A 19,656-nucleotide genomic window follows, 5' to 3' on the forward strand; every position below is an offset into this window, starting at 1 on the left:
ATTTTTTTAATCTGAATGATGATACAACATGATCCGCATTGCCTTAAATCATAAATCAATTTATCAGTATGACCGTAGCGTGGAACTGGCTCCACAAGTCGTCCGCCTGCGTCCTGCGCCACACTGTCGCACACCAATCTGCAGCTATTCGCTGCGTGTCACTCCGGAAGAGCATTTTGTCAATTGGCTGCAGGACCCGCACAGCAACCATCTGGCCCGGCTGATATTTCCCGAAAAAACACGCCATCTGCAAGTGGAAATTGATCTCGTCGCGGAAATGACCGTGGTCAATCCATTTGACTTCTTCCTCGAGCCGGAAGCGATGGAATATCCGTTTCAATACGAACCGAATCTGGCGAAAGACTTACAGCCATTTCTGGCCAAGATCGAACCAGGCCCGGAGTTCAAAGCCCTGATCGATTCAATCGACCGCTCCGAGATCAAAACCATTGATTTTCTGGTTGGTCTGAATCAACGTTTACAGGAAATGATCCGCTATGTGATTCGCATGGAACACGGAGTCCAGTCACCAGAAGAAACATTAAAACTGGCCAGCGGTTCGTGCCGCGACAGTGCCTGGCTGCTGGTACAACTCTTGCGACATCTGGGACTCGCTTCCCGATTCGTTTCCGGATACCTGATTCAGCTCAAACCCGACGTCGAGTCACTCGATGGCCCCTCAGGTGCCGCGGAAGACTTTACCGATTTACACGCCTGGACTGAAGTGTTTCTTCCTGGTGCCGGCTGGATCGGCCTCGACCCGACATCCGGTTTACTTGCTGGTGAAGGACATATCCCCCTGGCCTGTACCCCAGAACCCTCTAATGCGGCCCCCATCAGCGGAAGTGTCGGGGAATGCGAAGTCGAATTCCGACATGAAATGTCAGTGACCCGGGTTCATGAAGACGCCCGGATTACGAAACCCTATACAGAAGAAGAGTGGCAGCGGATTGAATCGGTTGGTCATCTGGTGGATGAGCAGTTAGAAAACAATGATGTCCGTTTAACAATGGGGGGAGAACCGACGTTCGTTTCCATCGATGACATGGAAGGCGATGAGTGGAAAACCGCCGCCGTTGGTCCGACCAAACGACGTCTATCGGGAAATCTGATTGAACTCCTGCGACAACGGTTTGCTCCGGACGGCCTGATTCATTATGGACAGGGAAAATGGTATCCCGGTGAATCATTGCCGCGTTGGGCCATGACATGCATGTGGAGAACAGACGGGCAACCAATCTGGAAAAATGTGCGACTGCTGGCCGACCCAGACCAGGACAATGGTATCAAGATCAAACATGCGCAACTTTTTGCAAAACAGTTTGCGAAGCGACTGAGCCTCAATCCTGAAAATGCGACACTCGCTTACGAAGATGCGATGTACTATTTATGGAAAGAACGACGCCTGGCCGTGAATGCCGACGTTTTGAATTCTGATCTTGAAGACGAAGAAGAACGAATTCGCCTGGCACGTGTCTTTGAGCAGGGACTGGATGCCCCCGTCGGTTCTCTGCTTCCGTTAATGCATCAATGGTGGAATGCCAAGCCGCGGTGGAAAACGGGCCATTGGCCGGTTCGATCTGAGAATCTGTTTTTGATTCCCGGTGACTCTCCCATGGGACTTCGACTGCCACTGGATTCTCTCCCCGCTCCCACTTCCAATGACTATTCTCCCGTGCCGGTAGTTCCCTTTGAAGAAACGGAAGCGCTGCCGGATTATGAGAGATTACGTCAGCACACCGCCTTTCAACGTCCCGCACAAAAGACAAACGGTCGTGTGCAACATCAGGTTCTCCAGCGAGTCGGCTCTGGGGCTGTTCTTGAGAAACCGCTTGAGGAAGAGCAAACTGAAACAGAGCCTCCCTCCGATGATTCCGGGATCATTCGCACCGCAATCTGCTTTGAACCGCGAGAAGGCAACCTGCATATTTTCATGCCTCCTGTAGATCGACTCGAAAGTTATCTCGAACTGGTCACAGAGATCGAGTTAACCGCAGAAGAACTGGATATTCCCGTCATTCTGGAAGGCTACCTTCCGCCGACCGATTACCGACTCAAACACATCAAAGTCACCCCCGATCCGGGTGTGATTGAAGTCAACGTGCAACCGGCTCATAACTGGCAGGAACTGGTTGAAATCACAGCCGGGGTCTACGAAGACGCACGACATACGCGTCTGGGAACCGAACAATTTGATCTGGACGGCACCCACACGGGCACCGGTGGTGGAAATCATATTGTGTTGGGCTCTCACACACCGACCGACAGTCCTTTCTTACGACGCCCGGACCTGCTGCGAAGTCTGATTGCCTACTGGCATAACCACCCTTCACTCTCGTATTTCTTTTCTGGACGGTTTATTGGACCGACCAGTCAGGCGCCACGCGTTGATGAAGGCCGACGCGATGCGACATACGAGTTGCAGATTGCGTTTGAACAGATTCCTGAAAATGGCGAATGCCCCCCCTGGCTGGTGGATCGTGTATTCCGGCATCTGCTGGTTGACCTGACGGGCAATACGCACCGTGCAGAATTCTGTATTGATAAGCTGTATTCTCCGGACAGTGCTACGGGCCGATTGGGGCTGGTGGAATTTCGCGGATTCGAGATGCCACCGCACTGGCAGATGAGTTTGACGCAGCAACTGCTGCTTCGCGCACTGGTCGCCCGCTTCTGGAAAAAACCGTATACACCGGATCTGGTCGATTGGAATACTTCGATTCATGATCGCTGGTTATTGCCGCACTTTATCCACCAGGATTTTGAAGACGTCATCGAAGAATTGTTTGAGGAAGGTTTTCCACTGGAAGCCAACTGGTTTGAACCTCACTATGAATTTCGATTTCCGTTCATTGGAGAAGTCCAAAATCGCGGGATTCATGTGGAACTGAGAACTGCCATCGAACCCTGGTACGTCTTGGGAGAAGAACCCGCAGGAGGTGCGACGGCACGCTTTGTTGATTCTTCGGTTCAACGTTTACAGGTAAAAGTGCGCGGGATGTCGAACGGACGTCATATCCTGTTATGTAACGGTCGAAAAATCCCGCTGCATTCCACAGGCACAGAAGGGGAATTTGTCGCCGGGGTGCGGTATCGTGCCTGGCAGCCCCCCAGTTGTCTGCACCCTACTATTCCGGTCGACGAACCACTGGTCTTTGATATACTGGACACCTGGGTGAACCGCTCAGTCGGAGGCTGTACTTACCATGTCGGCCATCCGGGCGGACTCAATCCCGGAACATTTCCTGTGAACGCTTATGAAGCAGAAGGTCGCCGTGCAGCCCGCTTTTTCAAGATGGGACACACGGGAGGCACGAAATCAATCCCTGCAGATGAGAAAAACCCTCTGTTTCCGATGACACTTGACCTTCGCCGGAACCGAGGCATCGTATAAAATAACGGCAATCCGGTCTTCAGCGATAACAGCCTCCGGGTTGCCTTATTTTCTACCTGCACTGCTTTACTCATCAAACCAGATGTGGTAAATCCGTCGGTTGATTTACATACTTTTCTTTAGGAACAAGAGTGAACGTGTCGACACCTCCGCTATCCGTGAATAATATCTTTCAAGGCTACTCTCCTCCCGGAGGTGTCTTTGATGAATTCATGATGGATGCCACTCAGCCGCGTCCCCATTCGAAGTTATTTCTAGACGCCGTCGTGCAAATCGGCCGGGAAGAATTCGAACATCGCTGGCAGCAGGCACAAAACACAGTGCAAGCCAATGATTTTGCCTATAGTGGCTATGTCACTCCGGAAGATAAACCACGCCCGTGGGAACTGGATGCGATCCCCTTTTTGATCTCAACTGAAGAGTGGAATTCCGTTTCAACGGCGATTGAACAACGTGCCCGGTTACTGAATCTGGTTCTGAAAGACCTGTATGGGAAACAAACCTTATTGAAGGAGGGGATCTTACCGCCGGAATTAGTTTTCTCTCATCCCGGATTTCTGCGTGCCTATCAGCGAGAAGAACTGCCAGACGATCGCTTTCTCCATTTTTATGCAGCAGATCTGGCACGTTCTCCTAACGGGGAATGGTGGGTTCTGGCGGATCGAACGGAAGCAGCATCCGGAATCGGCTTCGCTTTAGAAAATCGCATTTTGACTTCGCGTATGTTTCCGGATCTATTTCAACAATATCATGTTGAACGACTGGCGCCATTTTTTATCGCAGCGCAGGAAACTCTACGTAGCCTGGCGCCCCAGAGACAGGAAAACCCGCGGGTCGTGCTGCTGAGTCACGGTCCAACGAGTCCAAATTACTTTGAAGATGCTTATCTGGCACGCTATCTGGGTTACACACTCGTTGAAGGTGGAGACCTCGCTGTCCGCAAAAAACAAGTGATGCTCAAAACCCTCGGTGGTCTGATTCCGGTAGACGTCATCTTCAGACGACAAAACAGCAGTGATTGCGACGCGCTGGAACTGGACGCGTCTTCCAACCTGGGAGTCGCCGGACTCACCCAGGCAGCCCGATCGGGACAAGTGGGAATCGCGAACGCATTGGGAAGCGGCTTACTTGAATCTGCAGCATTCATGGCCTTTATGCCACGCTTATCACAATCACTTTTGAAAAAAGAATTACTGATGCCTGGCGTGGCCTCGTGGTGGTGCGGTCTGCCGGATCAGTTGAGTTATGTACTCAAAAATCTTGAGAAACTGATAATTCAACCTGCATTTCGTATTCGTGGCAAAGACACTCCTTCACTTGAATCATTGAATGCGATGTCACCGAAAAAACTGACGGAATTGATCAAGGCCAATCCCAAACAATACGCTGCACAGGAAAAAGTGATGCGATCCAGCGTGCCGGTCTGGCGCGGAAAAATTCAGCCTGCACACCTGGCGCTGCGTGCCTATGCGGTTGCCAGCGGCGACTCCTATACGGTCATGCGAGGCGCACTGGCAAGAACATCTTCTGCACTTGATCCACTGGAAGTCTCAATTCGCAAAGGAGAAGGCAGTAAAGACGCCTGGGTATTATCAAACAGTCCCGTCGAACATGTGACACTGCTGAAAGAACAGGGGCGCACGATCAAATTACGTCGAAGCGGCTCCGAACTTCCCAGTCGTGCTGCGGATAATATTTTTTGGCTAGGACGTCAGCTGGAACGTGCTGAAGCACTGGCCCGGTTATTGCGTGCTGCAGTCAACCGAATGAGTGGCGAAACCCGCTCTACGAGCGATGTTGAGTTGCCAGTATTACTGCGGTGTCTGGCCGATCAAGGCCAGATCGAGCCAGGTTATGCCATCGATAAAATGCGCAACCAGATGCCGCCCATAGAGCATGTCTTGCCGACATCCGTATTCGACAAAACGCAATCCGCGTCGCTGCGTTCTGTGATTGGTGAACTTTTCCGATTGGGTTCAATCGTACGAGACCGGATTTCCCTTGATACCTGGCGGATCATCCGCCGCATCGACAAAGGCTTTCTTCCCGAACGATTCGGCGTCACCAATCTGGCAGATGTTTTGACAAAAACCGATGACCTGATTACCGAATTGTCCGCGTTTAGCGGTATCGTCATGGAAAGCATGACACGGACCCAGGCCTTTCGATTTCTCGAACTGGGTCGCCGGGTAGAGCGTTCATTCCAGATTATCAGCCTCGTCAAAAACTGCTTTATCCCGATGCCCGAAGCACAGGGACCAGTTTTCGAAACCGTTCTGGAAGTCGCTGACAGCTTGATGACCTACCGCTCTCGCTATCTGGCCAATCTGCAATTAGCGGCGGTCCTCGATCTTTTATTAACTGATGAAACCAACCCGCGTTCTCTGGTGTTCCAGTTCATGCAGCTTTCCAAACATGTGGAACGGCTGCCACGCAATCATGAACAACCGGGTTATACGGCTGAACAAAGACTGGCCATGACGTTGCTGCATTCAGTTCGAATGTTAGATATCCAGGAGGCAGCGGAAGCACATAGTCTGGGAGATTATGAACCACTCGAACGTCTGATTGAAACCTGGGAGTTTCAGCTACCGAAGCTTTCAGAAGCGATTTCACACCGGTATCTCGTGCATGCTGTTCCTTCTCACCAACTCTCAGACATCAGCCCGCAATGAAATATAAAATCACACACACCACAAAGTATGCCTACTCTCAAGCGGTGCCGGTCTGCCATAACCTGGTACATCTGGCCCCGCGTGAATTGCCGCATCAGAAGTGCCATGAGTTTAAGCTGCTGATTCACCCGGACCCTTTCAGTATTACAAATCGCAAAGATTATTTCGGCAACGATGTCTCTTATTTTTCGATCGATCAACCCCACTTGGGGCTGACCGTGACGGCGACGAGCCATGTTGTGGTTTCCCCCATTCCCAAAGTACCAGAAAATGAAACACCCCCGTGGGAGTCGATCGTCACTCAACTGGAAAAAGACCGATCTCCGGAAACACTCGACGCGTATCAGTTCGTTTTCAATTCTGCGGGCGTAAAACTATTCCCCGGCCTACTGGATTATGTGAAGGTTTCATTCGTGAAGGATCGCCCGATCCTAGCGGCAGTGACTGATCTCACCGCTCGCATTTATCAAGACTTCAAATATGATCCGCGTGCGACCACCGTGCATACCGAAATCAATGAAGTTTTTGAACAGCGTCATGGTGTCTGCCAGGACTTTGCCCATTTCCAGATTGGTTGCCTGCGTTCACTGGGTCTGGCAGCTCGTTATGTGAGTGGCTATTTAAGAACAGAACCGCCGCCGGGCAAACCGCGTCTTGTAGGAGCCGATGCGTCACACGCGTGGCTCTCGGTATACTGTGGTGAAAAAGCAGGCTGGATTGATCTCGACCCGACGAATAATGTACCCGCCTCAACCGACCATGTTACCGTCGCCTGGGGGCGAGATTATTATGATGTCTGTCCAATCCAGGGAACGATTGTCGGGGGTGGCGAACATCGCATGAACGTTTCAGTCGATGTCGCTCCGGAAGAAGTTTCTTCGACTCAGAAACAGAATTGATTCTGTTTGAGCACCACCGGAAGTACAGGCAACCCAGAGTGACATCAGGATTTAAGCCCTGTCAGTGTCGTTTGACCTGATCCAAACTGATCGGTCTCGATACCAAGCTGATGCAACATGCTCACATACAAATTGCACAGGGGGGCGTTGTTATCGCGATTGAAAGACAGATGCTGACCATGCCGAAAGCCACCGCCGGCCAATAGAATCGGCAGATTTGTGTTATCATGTGTATTAGCATCCCCCATATTGCTGCCATACAAGACCATCGTACTGTCCAGCAGCCGACCGGTTTCGCCTTGCACACTCGCTAATGTTTTCAGAAATTGTTTTAACAGTTTCATCTGACGCCGATCCGCTTTTTCGAGTTGGGCCAGATGATCCGCACGCATGCCGTGATGGCTGAGCGGGTGGTAAGCGGTAGAACTTTTCTCATCCCCCTTCAACTGAAAGACAGGCGTTGCAAACGCATCAACCATTAATGTAACAATGCGTGTGGAATCCGACTGCAGTGCCAGCGTTGCCATTGTTAGCATCTGCTCGAATTTTTCGAACAGTAACGCCCGGTCCACGATGTCTTGAGGCGGTTCCTGATCGGTTTTCGGCTTGGGACTTTGCTCCCACTCGCCCGCGGCAACCAGTCTCTGTTCCAGCTCGCGAATGGATGTAAAATACTGATCGAGTCGTGCCCGATCGTTGTGTCCCAGATGCTTACTGAAATTTTGCGTCGATTCCGATACGGCATCCAGAATACTGCCACGCCGCTGGAGCTGATGCAGACGCTGTTTAATTTTCGCGTCACTCCCCTGAAGAAACATTTTTTGAAAGAGACGCGACGGGCTGTCTTCAGCCGGTAACAGAACGCCGTCCCTGGTCCATGACAGGCTGCGGTTGGCTTTATCAATATTCACTCCAAGATTCAGTGTACTGAAACGGGTTTGTCGCCCCAGATGCTCTGCGGCATACTGGTCGAGTGAAACAGTATTTCGAAAGCCGCTACTTGTAGGATGTTTGGCACCTGTGAGGAAACAGTTTTCGGTCGAGTGTCCTCCTTCGCAGGCCGGATGAGACAAGCCGCTGAAGACCGTAAAATCCTGAGCATAGTCCTTAAGCTCCTGCAGGTAGGGCGAGAGTTGGTAATTGGCACCCGTTGTCTTTGGGAAGAATGGCTTCGGTAATACTCCCAGGTTATTCGAGATCAACAGCATGCGTCCGGGTTGTGACTTCCCCGTTGGAGCGGCGTCACTCTGTTGCGTCAGACACTCCATCAATGGAAGTGCCAACGAAACACCTGCGCCACGCAGGAAGCGGCGTCGGGACATCAACTTTATAGTCTTCGAGCAATTTGTTTTTGAAGTCATAATTCTCTTCTAGTCATTGATAATACTGCATCGAGTTTCAAGTATGCCTGTGATATCGAAAACGTTATTCGGAATTTTGTGTCACCTGAGATCCAGGATCACTACCGAGGAAAATCCGGCTTTGCACCAACGCCTGCAGAAGATCACGCGTCCGATATCCATTTGCACTGCATTGATCGAGGATTGCCTCAATGGCAGGTCGATCTGAAAACCGGACCGGCACGCCGGTCGTGTAGACGGTGAACTGATGAATCAAATTTCGAGCAAGCTGTCTGGGATCGGCCATAAGAATTTGTTTGAGTTCCTGAATATCCCGAAATTTCCGACCGTCTCTAAGCTGCCCACTGGCATCTATGGCCCCGGCAACATGATAGGCAAACGCATGCCCGGCACGATCAATGCCCGTTATTTTCTCACCACGACCCAGGCTACGATAGCGCTGACGCCTGGCTCCCATAATATCAAAATTCTCCAGTGCAAAACCGACCGGATCGAAGCGTGCATGGCAGGCGGCACAAACAGGGTCTTTTGTATGCCGGGCCAACTGTTCGCGAATGGTGGTTGCGCCACGGATATCAGGTTCCACAGCAGGAACCGAAGTCGGCGGCGGTGGAGGTGGGTCTCCCATAATACGTTCCATAATCCAGGCACCACGTAAAACAGGTGACGTTGTAGTTCCGTTGGCCGTGACTTTCATCATCGCTGCCTGTGTAAGTAACCCTCCGTACGGACTTGAGGCCGGCAGAGAAACGAGCCGTAAACGCGATCCGCTGACCGGCTCCAGGTCGTAGTGCCGTGCAAGTCGATCATTGATGAAAGCATAGTCTGCATTCACGAACGCTGTGACGGGTCGATTGTTGTGAATCATATCTTTAAAAAACGTTCGTGTTTCCGCTGCCATCGATTCAATCAGATAGTCATCAAAGCGGTACTCCGGATAAAGTCGCGCATCAGGCTCATCACGACGAATCTCTTTTAACGACAACCAGTAGTCTGTGAAATTCGTAATGAAGTTCTCGTTCGCCTCAGACTGTAATAATCGATTGGTCTCTTTCTGCAAGATGCCCGGATCCAGCAGTTCCCCATTCGCGGCATGCGCCATCAATTCGGAATCGGGACGCGTGTTTCCCAGAAAATGCGACAGCCGAGAAGCGACGGCATACTGTCTGTAGAGAGAATCTGACTGGGGTTCCGGGAGATATAAATACGGGCCAGAACACAGAAACGCGCTATAGCCTGTCAGAAGCGCTTCAGCCAAAGGTGCCCCCTGATTGAGTTCACTCAAAACGAGGCGTTCATATATTTTGATGACATCCGCAGGCGTTGGTTGGCGCTGCGCGAGATGAATAAAACGGTTGAGGAGCCGTACTGCATCCTGTTTGGGATGGGTGGATACCAACTCGACAGCCAATGAACCTTGACTTGCTTTTCGAATCGGAAGGTCGTCAAAAAGTTGTTTATGGGAAGGGGGAGGCCATTTGGCAGAGTCAATGGGCCCGGTCACTTCCAGCCATTGAAACGCGATTCCCGGATGTCCTCCCTCGGGCATAGGGGGAAAGTCATAATACAGCGGCGCATTCGGTGGATTGATAGCACGGGGAACCGGCAGCCCTAAAAGACTGTACTCGAAAGTTTCATTCTTTTTGAGCCTGATGGTCGTTTCGTATTCGTCAACCTGCGGTTGAATATCGAGGATGTCGCGAGTGGCACGGACATCACCTGAAACATCGGCACCGGATCGTTTGCGTGCCCGAAAATTCATGGGAATGGAATTTCGGGCCGGCCTGAGACTGAAATCGGGTAACTGCCGCACTGCGCGAGCGGAAAAACGGAGACGGTACGTGCCTGGTTCAACTGCTTTGAATACATCCGGATATCCATAATAAGGCCAGGAAGCCGACCGAAAGATGGCCAGTTCCATTTCCGGATCGTGTTGATTGTCTTTACGGATTCGTGCCAGATCAGCGCCGGTGAGAGGAACCATTTGTGAATGTTTCGCGTAAAACATCGCCTCACGTTCGCCGAATGTCTGCGCGGTCAGAAACATGCGTGTGGCAGGCAGCCGATGGTGTTCTGGTTTCCGTGGATTTAAACCTGAGGCAACCGCCTGACGCAATCCGGCTTCTGTGGCATTGAGATACGCCTCCATCTGAATGCGGGAGATATCGAGTACTTCAGCGACTTTATTACAATGGTGCTGCTCCCGATCTGCCGGCAACATATCTTTAATATCGAGATAAGGCAGCTTGAGCAGATCGCGCAGGTTTTGTTCAAATTCATGACGCGTCAGTCGTCGCATCGGTCCACGTCCTGCTTCGCGAACTTCCTGTATGTCCGCATCAAGGATTGCCTTTGACAGCTGATTTACCAGAGCCTTGCGTTCTGTGGGCGGGAGGTCACTTGCCTCGGGAGGCATTTCTCCAGCAGCGGTGCGATCGTGAATCTGTATCCAGCGGCGACGTATCTGAGGATCTTCCAGCTGCCAGTCGAGTCGTTTCAAATTGAGTCCGCCTTCGGTCGTCTCATCATTGTGACAGTCAATACAAGACTTCCTAATCAGTGCATGAACAAACTCATTCGATGGGGGACTGACAGAGTCAGCAGCAAATCCACTTGGGGAAAAAACGATCAATGTGATGCCCAACCAGGCGACACATCTCCCGATTTGATTGAATTGCAATTCCTGTTGAAGAAACATGCAGCTAAGCATTGGGTAGTCACTTTCGTAAGATCCGGAATTGGTCTCTATGAGATTAAACTAACTCAAGACTGTTTATGACTCTGTAACACCATGCAAAAATACGCCTTCAATGGCACGTTCACAGGTTGCTTTCAGATGACGGGCCATGGCCTCGCCTGCAGCATCTTTATCCCGTCGAAGGATTTCTTCCAGGACATCGATATGTTCGGAATGAATTTGATCTAGAAAAGGTTCCCAGTCATTCACTAACACCCGAATGATATGCATCAGTCGATCGTAGCGATTCAACTCCGCTTTCAACCTTGCATTACCCGCGGCATTCGCAATGGCAATGTGTGTTCTTTTATCTAAATCGGAGCAACGCACGCCCCAGTTTTCATCACGGTTTTCCTGCTGTAGTGCTTTTGTATCTTTCAGGAGTTGTTCAATCTCGTTGAGATCAGGACAATCGCAGGCACAGCGCACCGCTTCGACTTCTAGAATTCGACGAACGTGATAGATTTCTCGTATCTCAGGAATCCCAAACGGGGCAACGACGGCTCCACGATTCGGAATTAATTCGACGACTCCAATGCCCGTTAACTCTACGATGGCTTCTCTGACCGGCGTACTGCTCACTCCGTATTGTTTTGCCAGATGCTGCACTTTTAAACGGGTTCCCGCCTGGTACTCTCCCGTAAAGATAGAGAGCAGTATCTGACTGAAGATATCAAAACGCAGCGAGCCTACATTTAACTGATGCGCTGAGAGAGATGCCGCCGGATTCATTGCCCAAAACTCCTCGATAAGAGTTGCTTGAAAAATAAGAGAGGCGATCAAATTCATTCTGGCCCTCTCTGATCACACATTATGCATAATACATCATCTTAACCACTCAAGACGAATATCCACAGATAGTGCACCACTCTCCTAGATCCCATGCGAATCATTTCGGTCTTTCATTTCTATTATTTAGCGCCCGCTGAACTCTAATTACTGACTATATCTCATTATTTAATAGCAGCTTAAGTGAATTTAATTCATGTCAGAGTAACAGAGAGACCCATATTTAAATCTTGCCTTATTGACATTACGCATTATGCATTATATATTATGCATAATAATAGTCAAGCTATCTCTAAGAACGGTGATCGCAGCAACTCGACCTTTCGATGGAAATTTCTTTCTTTGCTGCCCATTCAACTAATTAATCTCTTTCTTTCTTGAGGAGCGCTCGAATGATGTTACGGACTCAAAAACGCGGATTTACTCTGATTGAATTACTGGTCGTCATTGCGATCATCGCCATTCTGATTGCGCTATTATTACCCGCGGTGCAGCAAGCGCGTGAAGCAGCCCGCAGATCCAGTTGCAAAAATAACCTGAAACAGTTGGGCCTGGCGTTACACAATTACCATGATGCGCACACGCGATTTCCCCCGGGAATGCTATACCGGGTCAATATTCCCGGTACTTCAAGTACGAAGCGAACCCCCTTCTGCCTCTTCCTGCTACCGTTCATTGATCAGGCTAACATTTACAATCTCTATAATCACAATGACAGCTGGCACCTCACTTCAAACGACCCGGCCCGCATCATTCCCATTCCAACATGGCAATGCCCCAGTGACAGAGACGCCATTTTTCCTCACCAATTCTATATGGCCGGTGAAAGCATTCGTGGAAATTATGGCCTTAACTGGGGCCGCAATACTTTCGCAAATCAAGGTGCTGCGTCTCCCTTCAACAATATTTTTGGTGCCAAGTTCCGTGATATTACAGATGGAACCAGTAATACACTGGCGATGATGGAAATGCTGAAACCTGCGACGACCGCCTGGGACCTGCGGGCCTGGATCTGGAACGATGAGCCAGACGCGTATCCATTGATGACGCGTGTCGGGCCTAACTCCACGTCTCCCGATCTCGTTACCCGCTGCGTGAACGAGGCAGGCCGATTACCATGTATTATGGAAGGTACCCCAGGTAACCGTAGTGTTGCTGCGCGAAGCATGCACACCGGTGGCGTGCATGCCCTGTTGTGTGATGGCTCGGTTCGATTTGTCTCAAATAATATCGACCTGACAACCTGGCAAAGCCTGAGCAGTATGGCTGGTGGCGAAGTAATCGGTGAATACTAAACGAACCGGATGATATGCCGGCTCGATTCCATTTCGTATTTCTGAAAAGGACCTGTCTCATGCTGCCCCGCAATCTGATTTACCTCTCTCTCTCTTTCTTCTTGATCTTGTCTACTGGTTGTGGATCAGCTGATCGCGTTCAGGGACTGGAAATTAAAGGCTCAGTCACATTGGAGGGAGAGCCGCTTCCCTCTGGGGCGATCACATTAATCCCGGAAGGGCCGGGGACCTCGGTAGGAACTACCATTACAGACGGAACGTATCTGATTGATTCCAGCGGCGGCGCGCTGGCAGGGGAATACCGGGTCGAGATTGATTCCAGTCAATCGACAGGCAAGAAAATTAAGAGCAGCGTTGGCGAAACATTGGAAGAGGAGTTTAAGAACATCATTCCGGAGAAGTATAACCGCAAGAGCATTCTGAAAGTGATCATCACACAAGACGGTGATCACGTTCATGATTTTGAGCTAGCAAGCAAACCGTAACCATCCTGCGATACTAGGCGGCATTCGAATGCGATTCTGAGGCACACTTTTCTGCCGTCTGCAGCACGGGGCCCTGCTTCAGCTGCTCTACTTTCTTTTTCATTCTTTTATGACGTCCGAATCGATGGGCCAGGTCGAGTGACCAGGGGGCCAATCGTTTCAGGTAATACAGCAAATAGGCGAACCACCCAACCAGACACAACCCTTTATCCTGGTAGATGGCTTTGATGGTTTTTTGTGCGACGACTTCGGGTGTACTGCAGAGCCACCGTGGAGGCACGGGTGTTGTTTTATCAGCGCGTCCACAGGGAGCCGTTTCGAATAATCGCGTCGTGACGGGGCCGGGACAGATCGTGGAAACACCCAGTCCCTGCCGACTGTATTCTGCTCGCAGTGCTTCACTAAATCCGAGCAGACCAAATTTGCTGACTTGATAGGCACTGAATCGAGAGCCGGAAACAAGCCCACAGATGCTGGAAACATTCACAATGTGAGCTTCAGGGCGATTGATTAATGTAGGGAGCAATTCGCGCGTCATCTGAATCGGCGCAAGTAAATTGATTGCCAGCAACCAGTCCCATTGAGCGGCAGTCATCGTATGCGTGGGCCCGTAAAACGCGACACCGGCATTATTGACCAGAATGTCAATATAACCCCACTCATCCAGGACCATCTTTACGGCACTGGTGATCTGCTGAGAATCGGATAAATCACAACGCTGACTGAATACCTGAGATCCCAGAAGCGATGCGGTTTCCGCGGTATCAGCCAATCCGTCTTCTTCGATATCCAGCAGAAAGAGATCGACGCCTTCCGCTGCTAACTGCAGCGAAATTTCACGTCCAATCCCCGAGGCAGCACCCGTTATGAGTGCTTTTTTCCCACATAAACTCTGCATCGCTCACTCTCACTCCTCTGTCCAAACTCCATGCCCGAGCGAGGAGTGTACGGGATACCGCCAAAAGGGTAAAGAGTTTCTTCAAGCGTTCTCAAGCAAGCTGGGATCACTCGTTCACGTTTGAATCATCGTCGATGACTTCGTGCAGCTGTTTTAATACAAAATGAGGCTCCAGCCCCATTTGCTGACACACAAATTCAAGAGATTTTCCCTGGCAAGACTGGTCAATTCCCAATGATTCCAACACGCACTGAACTTCGGGATACTCCATAACCCATTCGACTACACTGGATTCCAACCCAAGGTTTGTCATCGGTAACCATTCCTTCTAAAGACAGAGAAGATGTCTCGCCCTATCAGAGTAAATCGCTTGAGCATTCAACGCCAATCATCGTCCCCACAAAACATCAAAGACCATTTACCCTTTTAAGGCTTCCCGTTTTTCCTGAATCAGCTTGATATGATGTGGAATATGGTTGGTAATTCGATCCAGCAAATCAGCGATCGTCAGTTTTCCATCACGGGAATGAGTCCCCGATCGCTGAAATTGCTCGGGGCTGAGTGTTTTCAGAATCCGCGCAGTATGCTTACGCACGGCAGTAATCAACTGCAGCTCCTCTTCGATATCCCGTTGATCATATGCCAGTCGTTCTGCAAACAGATCGGGATCGCCTCCCGGTAGCGGAGGATTTTCTTCCGCGATGATCCACTTCATCCGATCGGCATACACCGGTTCGAAATCAGCAATATGACAGATGACCTGCCGCGTCGACCATTTCCCGGGTACGGGAGCCGCGTCCATTTCCGCAGCCGTCATGCCGGCAATCGACTGGCGTAATGCATCTGGCCCGGCCAGATACTCTTCAATCCGTTGTGCGATATCCATAAGTCACTCGAATTCAGTTTGAAAAAAAGGTTTGAACCGAACGTGAAACAAATTCACCCGTTCGTAGAGACGACTTCATTATCGTCTCCGACAGGCTGATGTTCAACCACGGGCCGCTTTCAAACTGGGGAGTTCAATGGAAGAGACAGACCTCAATTCCTACGAGGACGGCGCGTGAGTTCTGATTTTCCGATGCCACCTTTGATGGTCCCATCTTCATTCTCTTCGGCCGTTTTTCCCAGGACAATATCAAAATTCGCAGCCAGTTCGCCGAGCTTGGATTCAGGCAGCGGTTTGAAATCGACCAGAATCGACTTACGCAGTTCCGGGTTTCGAATCTGACGGTAGACGCCGTCTTCCGAGTTGAGTTCATGACCGTTAATCAATAACTGGGTCGTCAGAATCCGTTTCCCGTTTTTACTGACGGCGACATGAATGTGCGGCGTACGAAACCCGCGTCCCGCTCGATAGGGAACCGGTTTAATGGTGCGGAAGTAATACTGTCCTTTGGAATCGGTCAGAAAACGGCCATAGCCTTGAAAGTTTCCGTCCCGACCATCTTTGTTTTCGCCACGCGTATGAATATAGGAAGCTTTGCTGTCAACCTGCCAGATTTCGACGAAGGCATTTCTGAGCGGTTGCCCTTTTGCGTCCAGAACCTTACCGGTCAAATGGGTAATCTCTCCCACGGCAGGTGTAATCGAATCATTAATCACCAGCAGGTCATTATCCGTATCCAGAGGCATTTTGTCCGGATAGAACGGCCCTTCCGTCATCGCAGGTGTGCGGGTTAATTCTTCGGCCATGAGCCCCGGCGTGGTAAACGCCGCCACACTGAAAGAAGACCATTTCAAAAAATTCCGTCGATCCCATTCTGGCAATTGAAAATTCATCGCGTGTCCCCTGATCGCTGTTAGTCTAAATGTTTATCGATAAACCATTTTAACATTAAACCGCCGAGCGGGAAACAGGTTTCGCAAAAAGTGGGATATTTCGTAACTCGTTCTGTAAATCAACCTCAGTTCCTGCATGAGAGCAAGTCCTGCAATGGATCAAGTTCAAACGTGTTGGGAATAGTCACCTGTATCCCGCCATGCCCATCAGCATCAAACTTGATCGAATCCGGTGGCATATCGCCGGCATCCTTTTTGACTAAGATGACATTCTTGTCACGTATGATAAAAAAGTGTTCTTTCAACCCGTTTTGGTCGGCAGTGACAAACATCAATACTCCATCCTTGAGTCTCACGGATTGCACGCGACGAAACAGAGTGGTCTTGGCCAGCGGATGGCGTGCCTTCAGGAATTTTTTATGGTTCCGGGCGGTTATCATTTCTGAATCCGGTTCTGACAGGTGCTGATCTGCATCATCACCGAGAAACAAGACACAGCAGCAAAAGAGAATCACAATGATCGATGAAGTGGTTGTAAGCAGATCTTTCATTTGAGCCAGCTCCCACTTTCGGTATGTTTGAAAGAGTTATTTTTCGTTGATTCCAATAGAAACACAGGAGAAAAAATTCAATCCTTTCCCTTCACCTGACTTTAATTAGATATAATTAAGAAACAAAACGTTCCCGTTTTTGCTCATGATTCCCTCCATTTTGGTTAGATAAAAGTAAGTCGTTGTGCTGGCTTGACTTGATTGCACTCGGCATCTTGGACGGTTATTCGAGATCGGAATCGAAATATTGAACAGAATCGGGAAAGGATTTGAAATTCATTGAAAACGTCTGGCAAAACACGCTTTAATACCAACATTGCCCCATAAGTTACTGGGAAAGCATCAGGGAAAACATTTAGCCCCCCTGCTCCCCTAAGGCTCCCGGTTAACTATTCCTGTTCCATCCCGTTTGATAAGATGGGCTCAACAAATGAAGATAAGAGATTCCGATCCGCTTTAATATCACGAGAAAGCGATCACTTAAGCCTACCCTGTTTTTCATCTTTTTATGAGGACCTGCACCTTGAAGATCAATTACCACTACACCGCTCTGGCCCTGGTGGCCTGCTTCTGTTTCAGTCTGTCGGACAGCCCCCTGAGTGCCGCCGAAGTCACCAAAGCACAACAGGCACAAATCTCCAAAGCCAGCGGTGAAATGGCAGCCGCCGCCAAACGCTTCCTGGCTTCACTGACAGAAGAACAACGAAAACAGGCTACGTTCAAACTGGACGATAAAGAACGGACGAACTGGCATTTCATTCCTGACTTTGCGATCAAACCCGCAGGTGTCCGCTACGGTCTGCCGATGACCAAGATGACGCCGCAACAACGCATCTTTGCCGTCACACTGCCTTCTACCGCGTTGTCACACCGGGGCTATCTGGAAATGATGTCGATCCGGGCTCTGGAACAGGTCCTGTTCGAACTGGAAGGCAGAGACGTTCGCAATCCAGAACTATATTATGTTTCCATCTTCGGCAAACCCGACGCCAAGGGAACCTGGGGCTGGCGGTTCGAAGGACATCACCTGTCAGTCAATCTGACGATCGTAGACGGCAAGAAATTCTCAGTCACTCCCTCCTTTTTCGGCTCCAACCCGGCGACTGTGAAACAAGGCCCCTTGAAGGGGGTCGAAGTTCTCAAACAAGAACAGCAGCTGGCACTGAACCTGGTCAAATCGTTTAACCCCGATCAGCTGGCGATTGCCACGATCGACACATCCGGACTGGATAAAAAACTGTTGGCCAAAAGCGTACTCAAAGAAGTCCTGACGACCGACGATCCCGTCGTCGACAAGGGACTGGTGGAACACAAAGGCATTCAATATGCCGACCTGGATCCCAAACAGCAGAAACAACTGCTGCGTCTGGTGAATGTCTACCTGCAGCGCTTCCGACCGGAGCTTCTCAAAGGGACCCGCTATCTGGGGAACCTCAGAGACGGCGACCATCTCTACTTTGCCTGGAGTGGCGGCCAGAAACGGGGCGAATTCCACTACTACCGAATTCAATCCAAAGTCTTCCTGATCGAGTTTGCGAACACACAGAACGACGCCAATCATGTACACGCCGTCTGGCGCGAATTCGACGGCGACTTCGGTCGTGATCTGCTCAAAGAGCATTTCAAAAATCACCATCAGAAGTAAACCTGATCACATGATCTGACAATCCATTTTTCCCAAACAGGGAGAGCGCCCGCCGTTCTCCCTGTTTGCATGCGCACTCGAAATAAAACGCCTCCCACATTCGGTGGCACTGTTGGCTTGACCAACAGTGAAAAGAAATCACACCCTACCTCCACCTGTTGATCCCATCACCGTCCCCAGCAACATTGAATAAAATGAACTTGACTTCGACCTGCCGTTCCCCATGCTGATGCGGAGATAACGTCGCGCGCACGAGAGACACTAACAGATTCACTGAAACATCCCGCAGCAGTGCCACAAGCACACTATCAAACCCACTGGTTTCAGACCGATTCTCAAAACCGCTGCTCAGACACACCCCCGCTATCGATGGCTTTCGCAGACGCATCGTGAGCGTACCCAGGAACTTCGTAAAACTTCGCACTGCGTTCAATTGACGTTCCCAAAAACAATTCACGCATCCCCCTTGACTGCCCCGCGCCCCTGCAGAAAATAGTCCACACTCGCATCGGACAAACCCGATAGCCAGGTAACAGCCCATTAAATGAGATACACCCTCGAGTAAAAAAAGTAGGAGCAGCCCTATGTGGCTGCCCGCCAGAACCAGCACACCCATCAGAAGAAACCTCACAACTAAAAACCAACCCCACTCTTAGCGGCAAAGCGTTCGCTAACGTTTTGCCCTCCCGTGGGTCAAGGAAAAATAATTCTACCCGATCCCCACTTACCCACTGAGATGAAAATTGTGAAGCTGAGGAGATGAGCAGTGAATGCAAGATGTTCGCGGACTATTCCGGACAGCCTGTCACTCCAGATCTGAGAAGAGTGATACCAGAGATGGCAGATCGGCACGAGGACATTGATCCCCCCCTACTTTGTTTCCGCCAGGTCCAACGGAACAGAACATCCTGACCAGCACGAGCGAGGGAGATACCGTCCTGGACTGGACTGTTTCGGCAGTTCCATGCTCTTGGCCCAGGCCTGCAGAAACCGCAGGCGGCGGTTTATTGGCATTGAGATGGAAAAACAGTGGTGTGAGGTGGCCGTGAAGCGGTTGGCTCAGGGGGTTTTGTTATGACTGGCTAATGAAAATCACTTGGACGTTGTTGATATTGCTCGGTCGCAGTCGTATTAAATACGACTAAATA

General features: G+C 50.3%; 14 protein-coding genes. 6 read left to right on the forward strand and 8 right to left on the reverse strand.

What is annotated here, in order from left to right:
• Positions 1–28: 28 nt before the first annotated feature.
• The 3 genes from Enr17x_RS20510 to Enr17x_RS20520 all read left to right on the forward strand — a co-directional run bounded on the left by Enr17x_RS20510 (position 29) and on the right by Enr17x_RS20520 (position 6,968).
• Positions 29–3,394 carry a transglutaminase family protein gene (locus Enr17x_RS20510; RefSeq protein ID WP_145311571.1) on the forward strand — a complete coding sequence of 1,122 codons (3,366 nt, stop codon included), beginning with the start codon at positions 29–31 and terminating at the stop codon, positions 3,392–3,394.
• 137 nt (positions 3,395–3,531) lie between these two features.
• Entirely contained in the window at positions 3,532–6,069 is a 2,538-nt protein-coding gene (locus Enr17x_RS20515; protein ID WP_232100794.1) for a circularly permuted type 2 ATP-grasp protein, read from the forward strand.
• Positions 6,066–6,968: a transglutaminase family protein gene (locus tag Enr17x_RS20520; protein WP_145311573.1), complete on the forward strand. Its 903-nt coding sequence runs from the start codon at positions 6,066–6,068 to the stop codon at positions 6,966–6,968. The genes Enr17x_RS20515 and Enr17x_RS20520 overlap by 4 nt, the downstream gene beginning before the upstream one ends.
• A gap of 44 nt (positions 6,969–7,012) precedes the next feature.
• On the opposite strand, the gene Enr17x_RS20525 is transcribed toward Enr17x_RS20520, so the two are convergent.
• The 3 genes from Enr17x_RS20525 to Enr17x_RS20535 all read right to left on the reverse strand — a co-directional run bounded on the left by Enr17x_RS20525 (position 7,013) and on the right by Enr17x_RS20535 (position 11,798).
• Positions 7,013–8,290, reverse strand: a complete 1,278-nt coding sequence (locus Enr17x_RS20525) for a DUF1552 domain-containing protein (protein WP_232100795.1) — start codon at positions 8,288–8,290, stop codon at positions 7,013–7,015.
• Between the two features lie 103 nt (positions 8,291–8,393).
• On the reverse strand, positions 8,394–11,039 hold the full coding sequence (locus Enr17x_RS20530; protein WP_145311575.1) for a DUF1592 domain-containing protein: 2,646 nt from the start codon (positions 11,037–11,039) through the stop codon (positions 8,394–8,396).
• 63 nt (positions 11,040–11,102) lie between these two features.
• Positions 11,103–11,798, reverse strand: coding sequence for a GntR family transcriptional regulator (locus Enr17x_RS20535; protein WP_145311576.1), 696 nt, complete (start codon positions 11,796–11,798; stop codon positions 11,103–11,105).
• A 449-nt stretch (positions 11,799–12,247) separates the two neighbouring features.
• Here Enr17x_RS20535 and Enr17x_RS20540 point away from each other — a divergent pair, with 449 nt between their 5' ends.
• Together Enr17x_RS20540 and Enr17x_RS20545 are read left to right on the forward strand one after the other, a co-directional pair.
• Complete coding sequence (locus Enr17x_RS20540; protein ID WP_198000704.1) at positions 12,248–13,150, forward strand: DUF1559 domain-containing protein; 903 nt, start codon at positions 12,248–12,250, stop codon at positions 13,148–13,150.
• 59 nt (positions 13,151–13,209) lie between these two features.
• Positions 13,210–13,635 carry a peptidase associated/transthyretin-like domain-containing protein gene (locus Enr17x_RS20545; RefSeq protein WP_145311577.1) on the forward strand — a complete coding sequence of 142 codons (426 nt, stop codon included), beginning with the start codon at positions 13,210–13,212 and terminating at the stop codon, positions 13,633–13,635.
• 13 nt (positions 13,636–13,648) lie between these two features.
• On the opposite strand, the gene Enr17x_RS20550 is transcribed toward Enr17x_RS20545, so the two are convergent.
• The 5 genes from Enr17x_RS20550 to Enr17x_RS20570 form a co-directional block, all read right to left on the reverse strand.
• Positions 13,649–14,533 (reverse strand): SDR family NAD(P)-dependent oxidoreductase, encoded by an 885-nt coding sequence (locus tag Enr17x_RS20550; protein WP_145311578.1) that lies wholly within the window; start codon positions 14,531–14,533, stop codon positions 13,649–13,651.
• Between the two features lie 106 nt (positions 14,534–14,639).
• Complete coding sequence (locus Enr17x_RS20555; protein ID WP_145311579.1) at positions 14,640–14,846, reverse strand: hypothetical protein; 207 nt, start codon at positions 14,844–14,846, stop codon at positions 14,640–14,642.
• A 105-nt stretch (positions 14,847–14,951) separates the two neighbouring features.
• Complete coding sequence (locus Enr17x_RS20560) at positions 14,952–15,419, reverse strand: DinB family protein (protein ID WP_145311580.1); 468 nt, start codon at positions 15,417–15,419, stop codon at positions 14,952–14,954.
• A 152-nt stretch (positions 15,420–15,571) separates the two neighbouring features.
• Positions 15,572–16,312, reverse strand: a complete 741-nt coding sequence (locus Enr17x_RS20565; RefSeq protein ID WP_145311581.1) for a dioxygenase family protein — start codon at positions 16,310–16,312, stop codon at positions 15,572–15,574.
• A gap of 125 nt (positions 16,313–16,437) precedes the next feature.
• Positions 16,438–16,863 (reverse strand): hypothetical protein, encoded by a 426-nt coding sequence (locus Enr17x_RS20570; protein WP_145311582.1) that lies wholly within the window; start codon positions 16,861–16,863, stop codon positions 16,438–16,440.
• A 523-nt stretch (positions 16,864–17,386) separates the two neighbouring features.
• Between Enr17x_RS20570 and Enr17x_RS20575 the strand changes: the two genes are divergently transcribed.
• Positions 17,387–18,508 carry a DUF3500 domain-containing protein gene (locus Enr17x_RS20575; RefSeq protein WP_198000705.1) on the forward strand — a complete coding sequence of 374 codons (1,122 nt, stop codon included), beginning with the start codon at positions 17,387–17,389 and terminating at the stop codon, positions 18,506–18,508.
• The last annotated feature ends 1,148 nt before the right edge of the window (positions 18,509–19,656 follow it).

The sequence above is a fragment of the Gimesia fumaroli genome (assembly GCF_007754425.1).
Taxonomy (GTDB): Bacteria; Planctomycetota; Planctomycetia; order Planctomycetales; family Planctomycetaceae; genus Gimesia; species Gimesia fumaroli.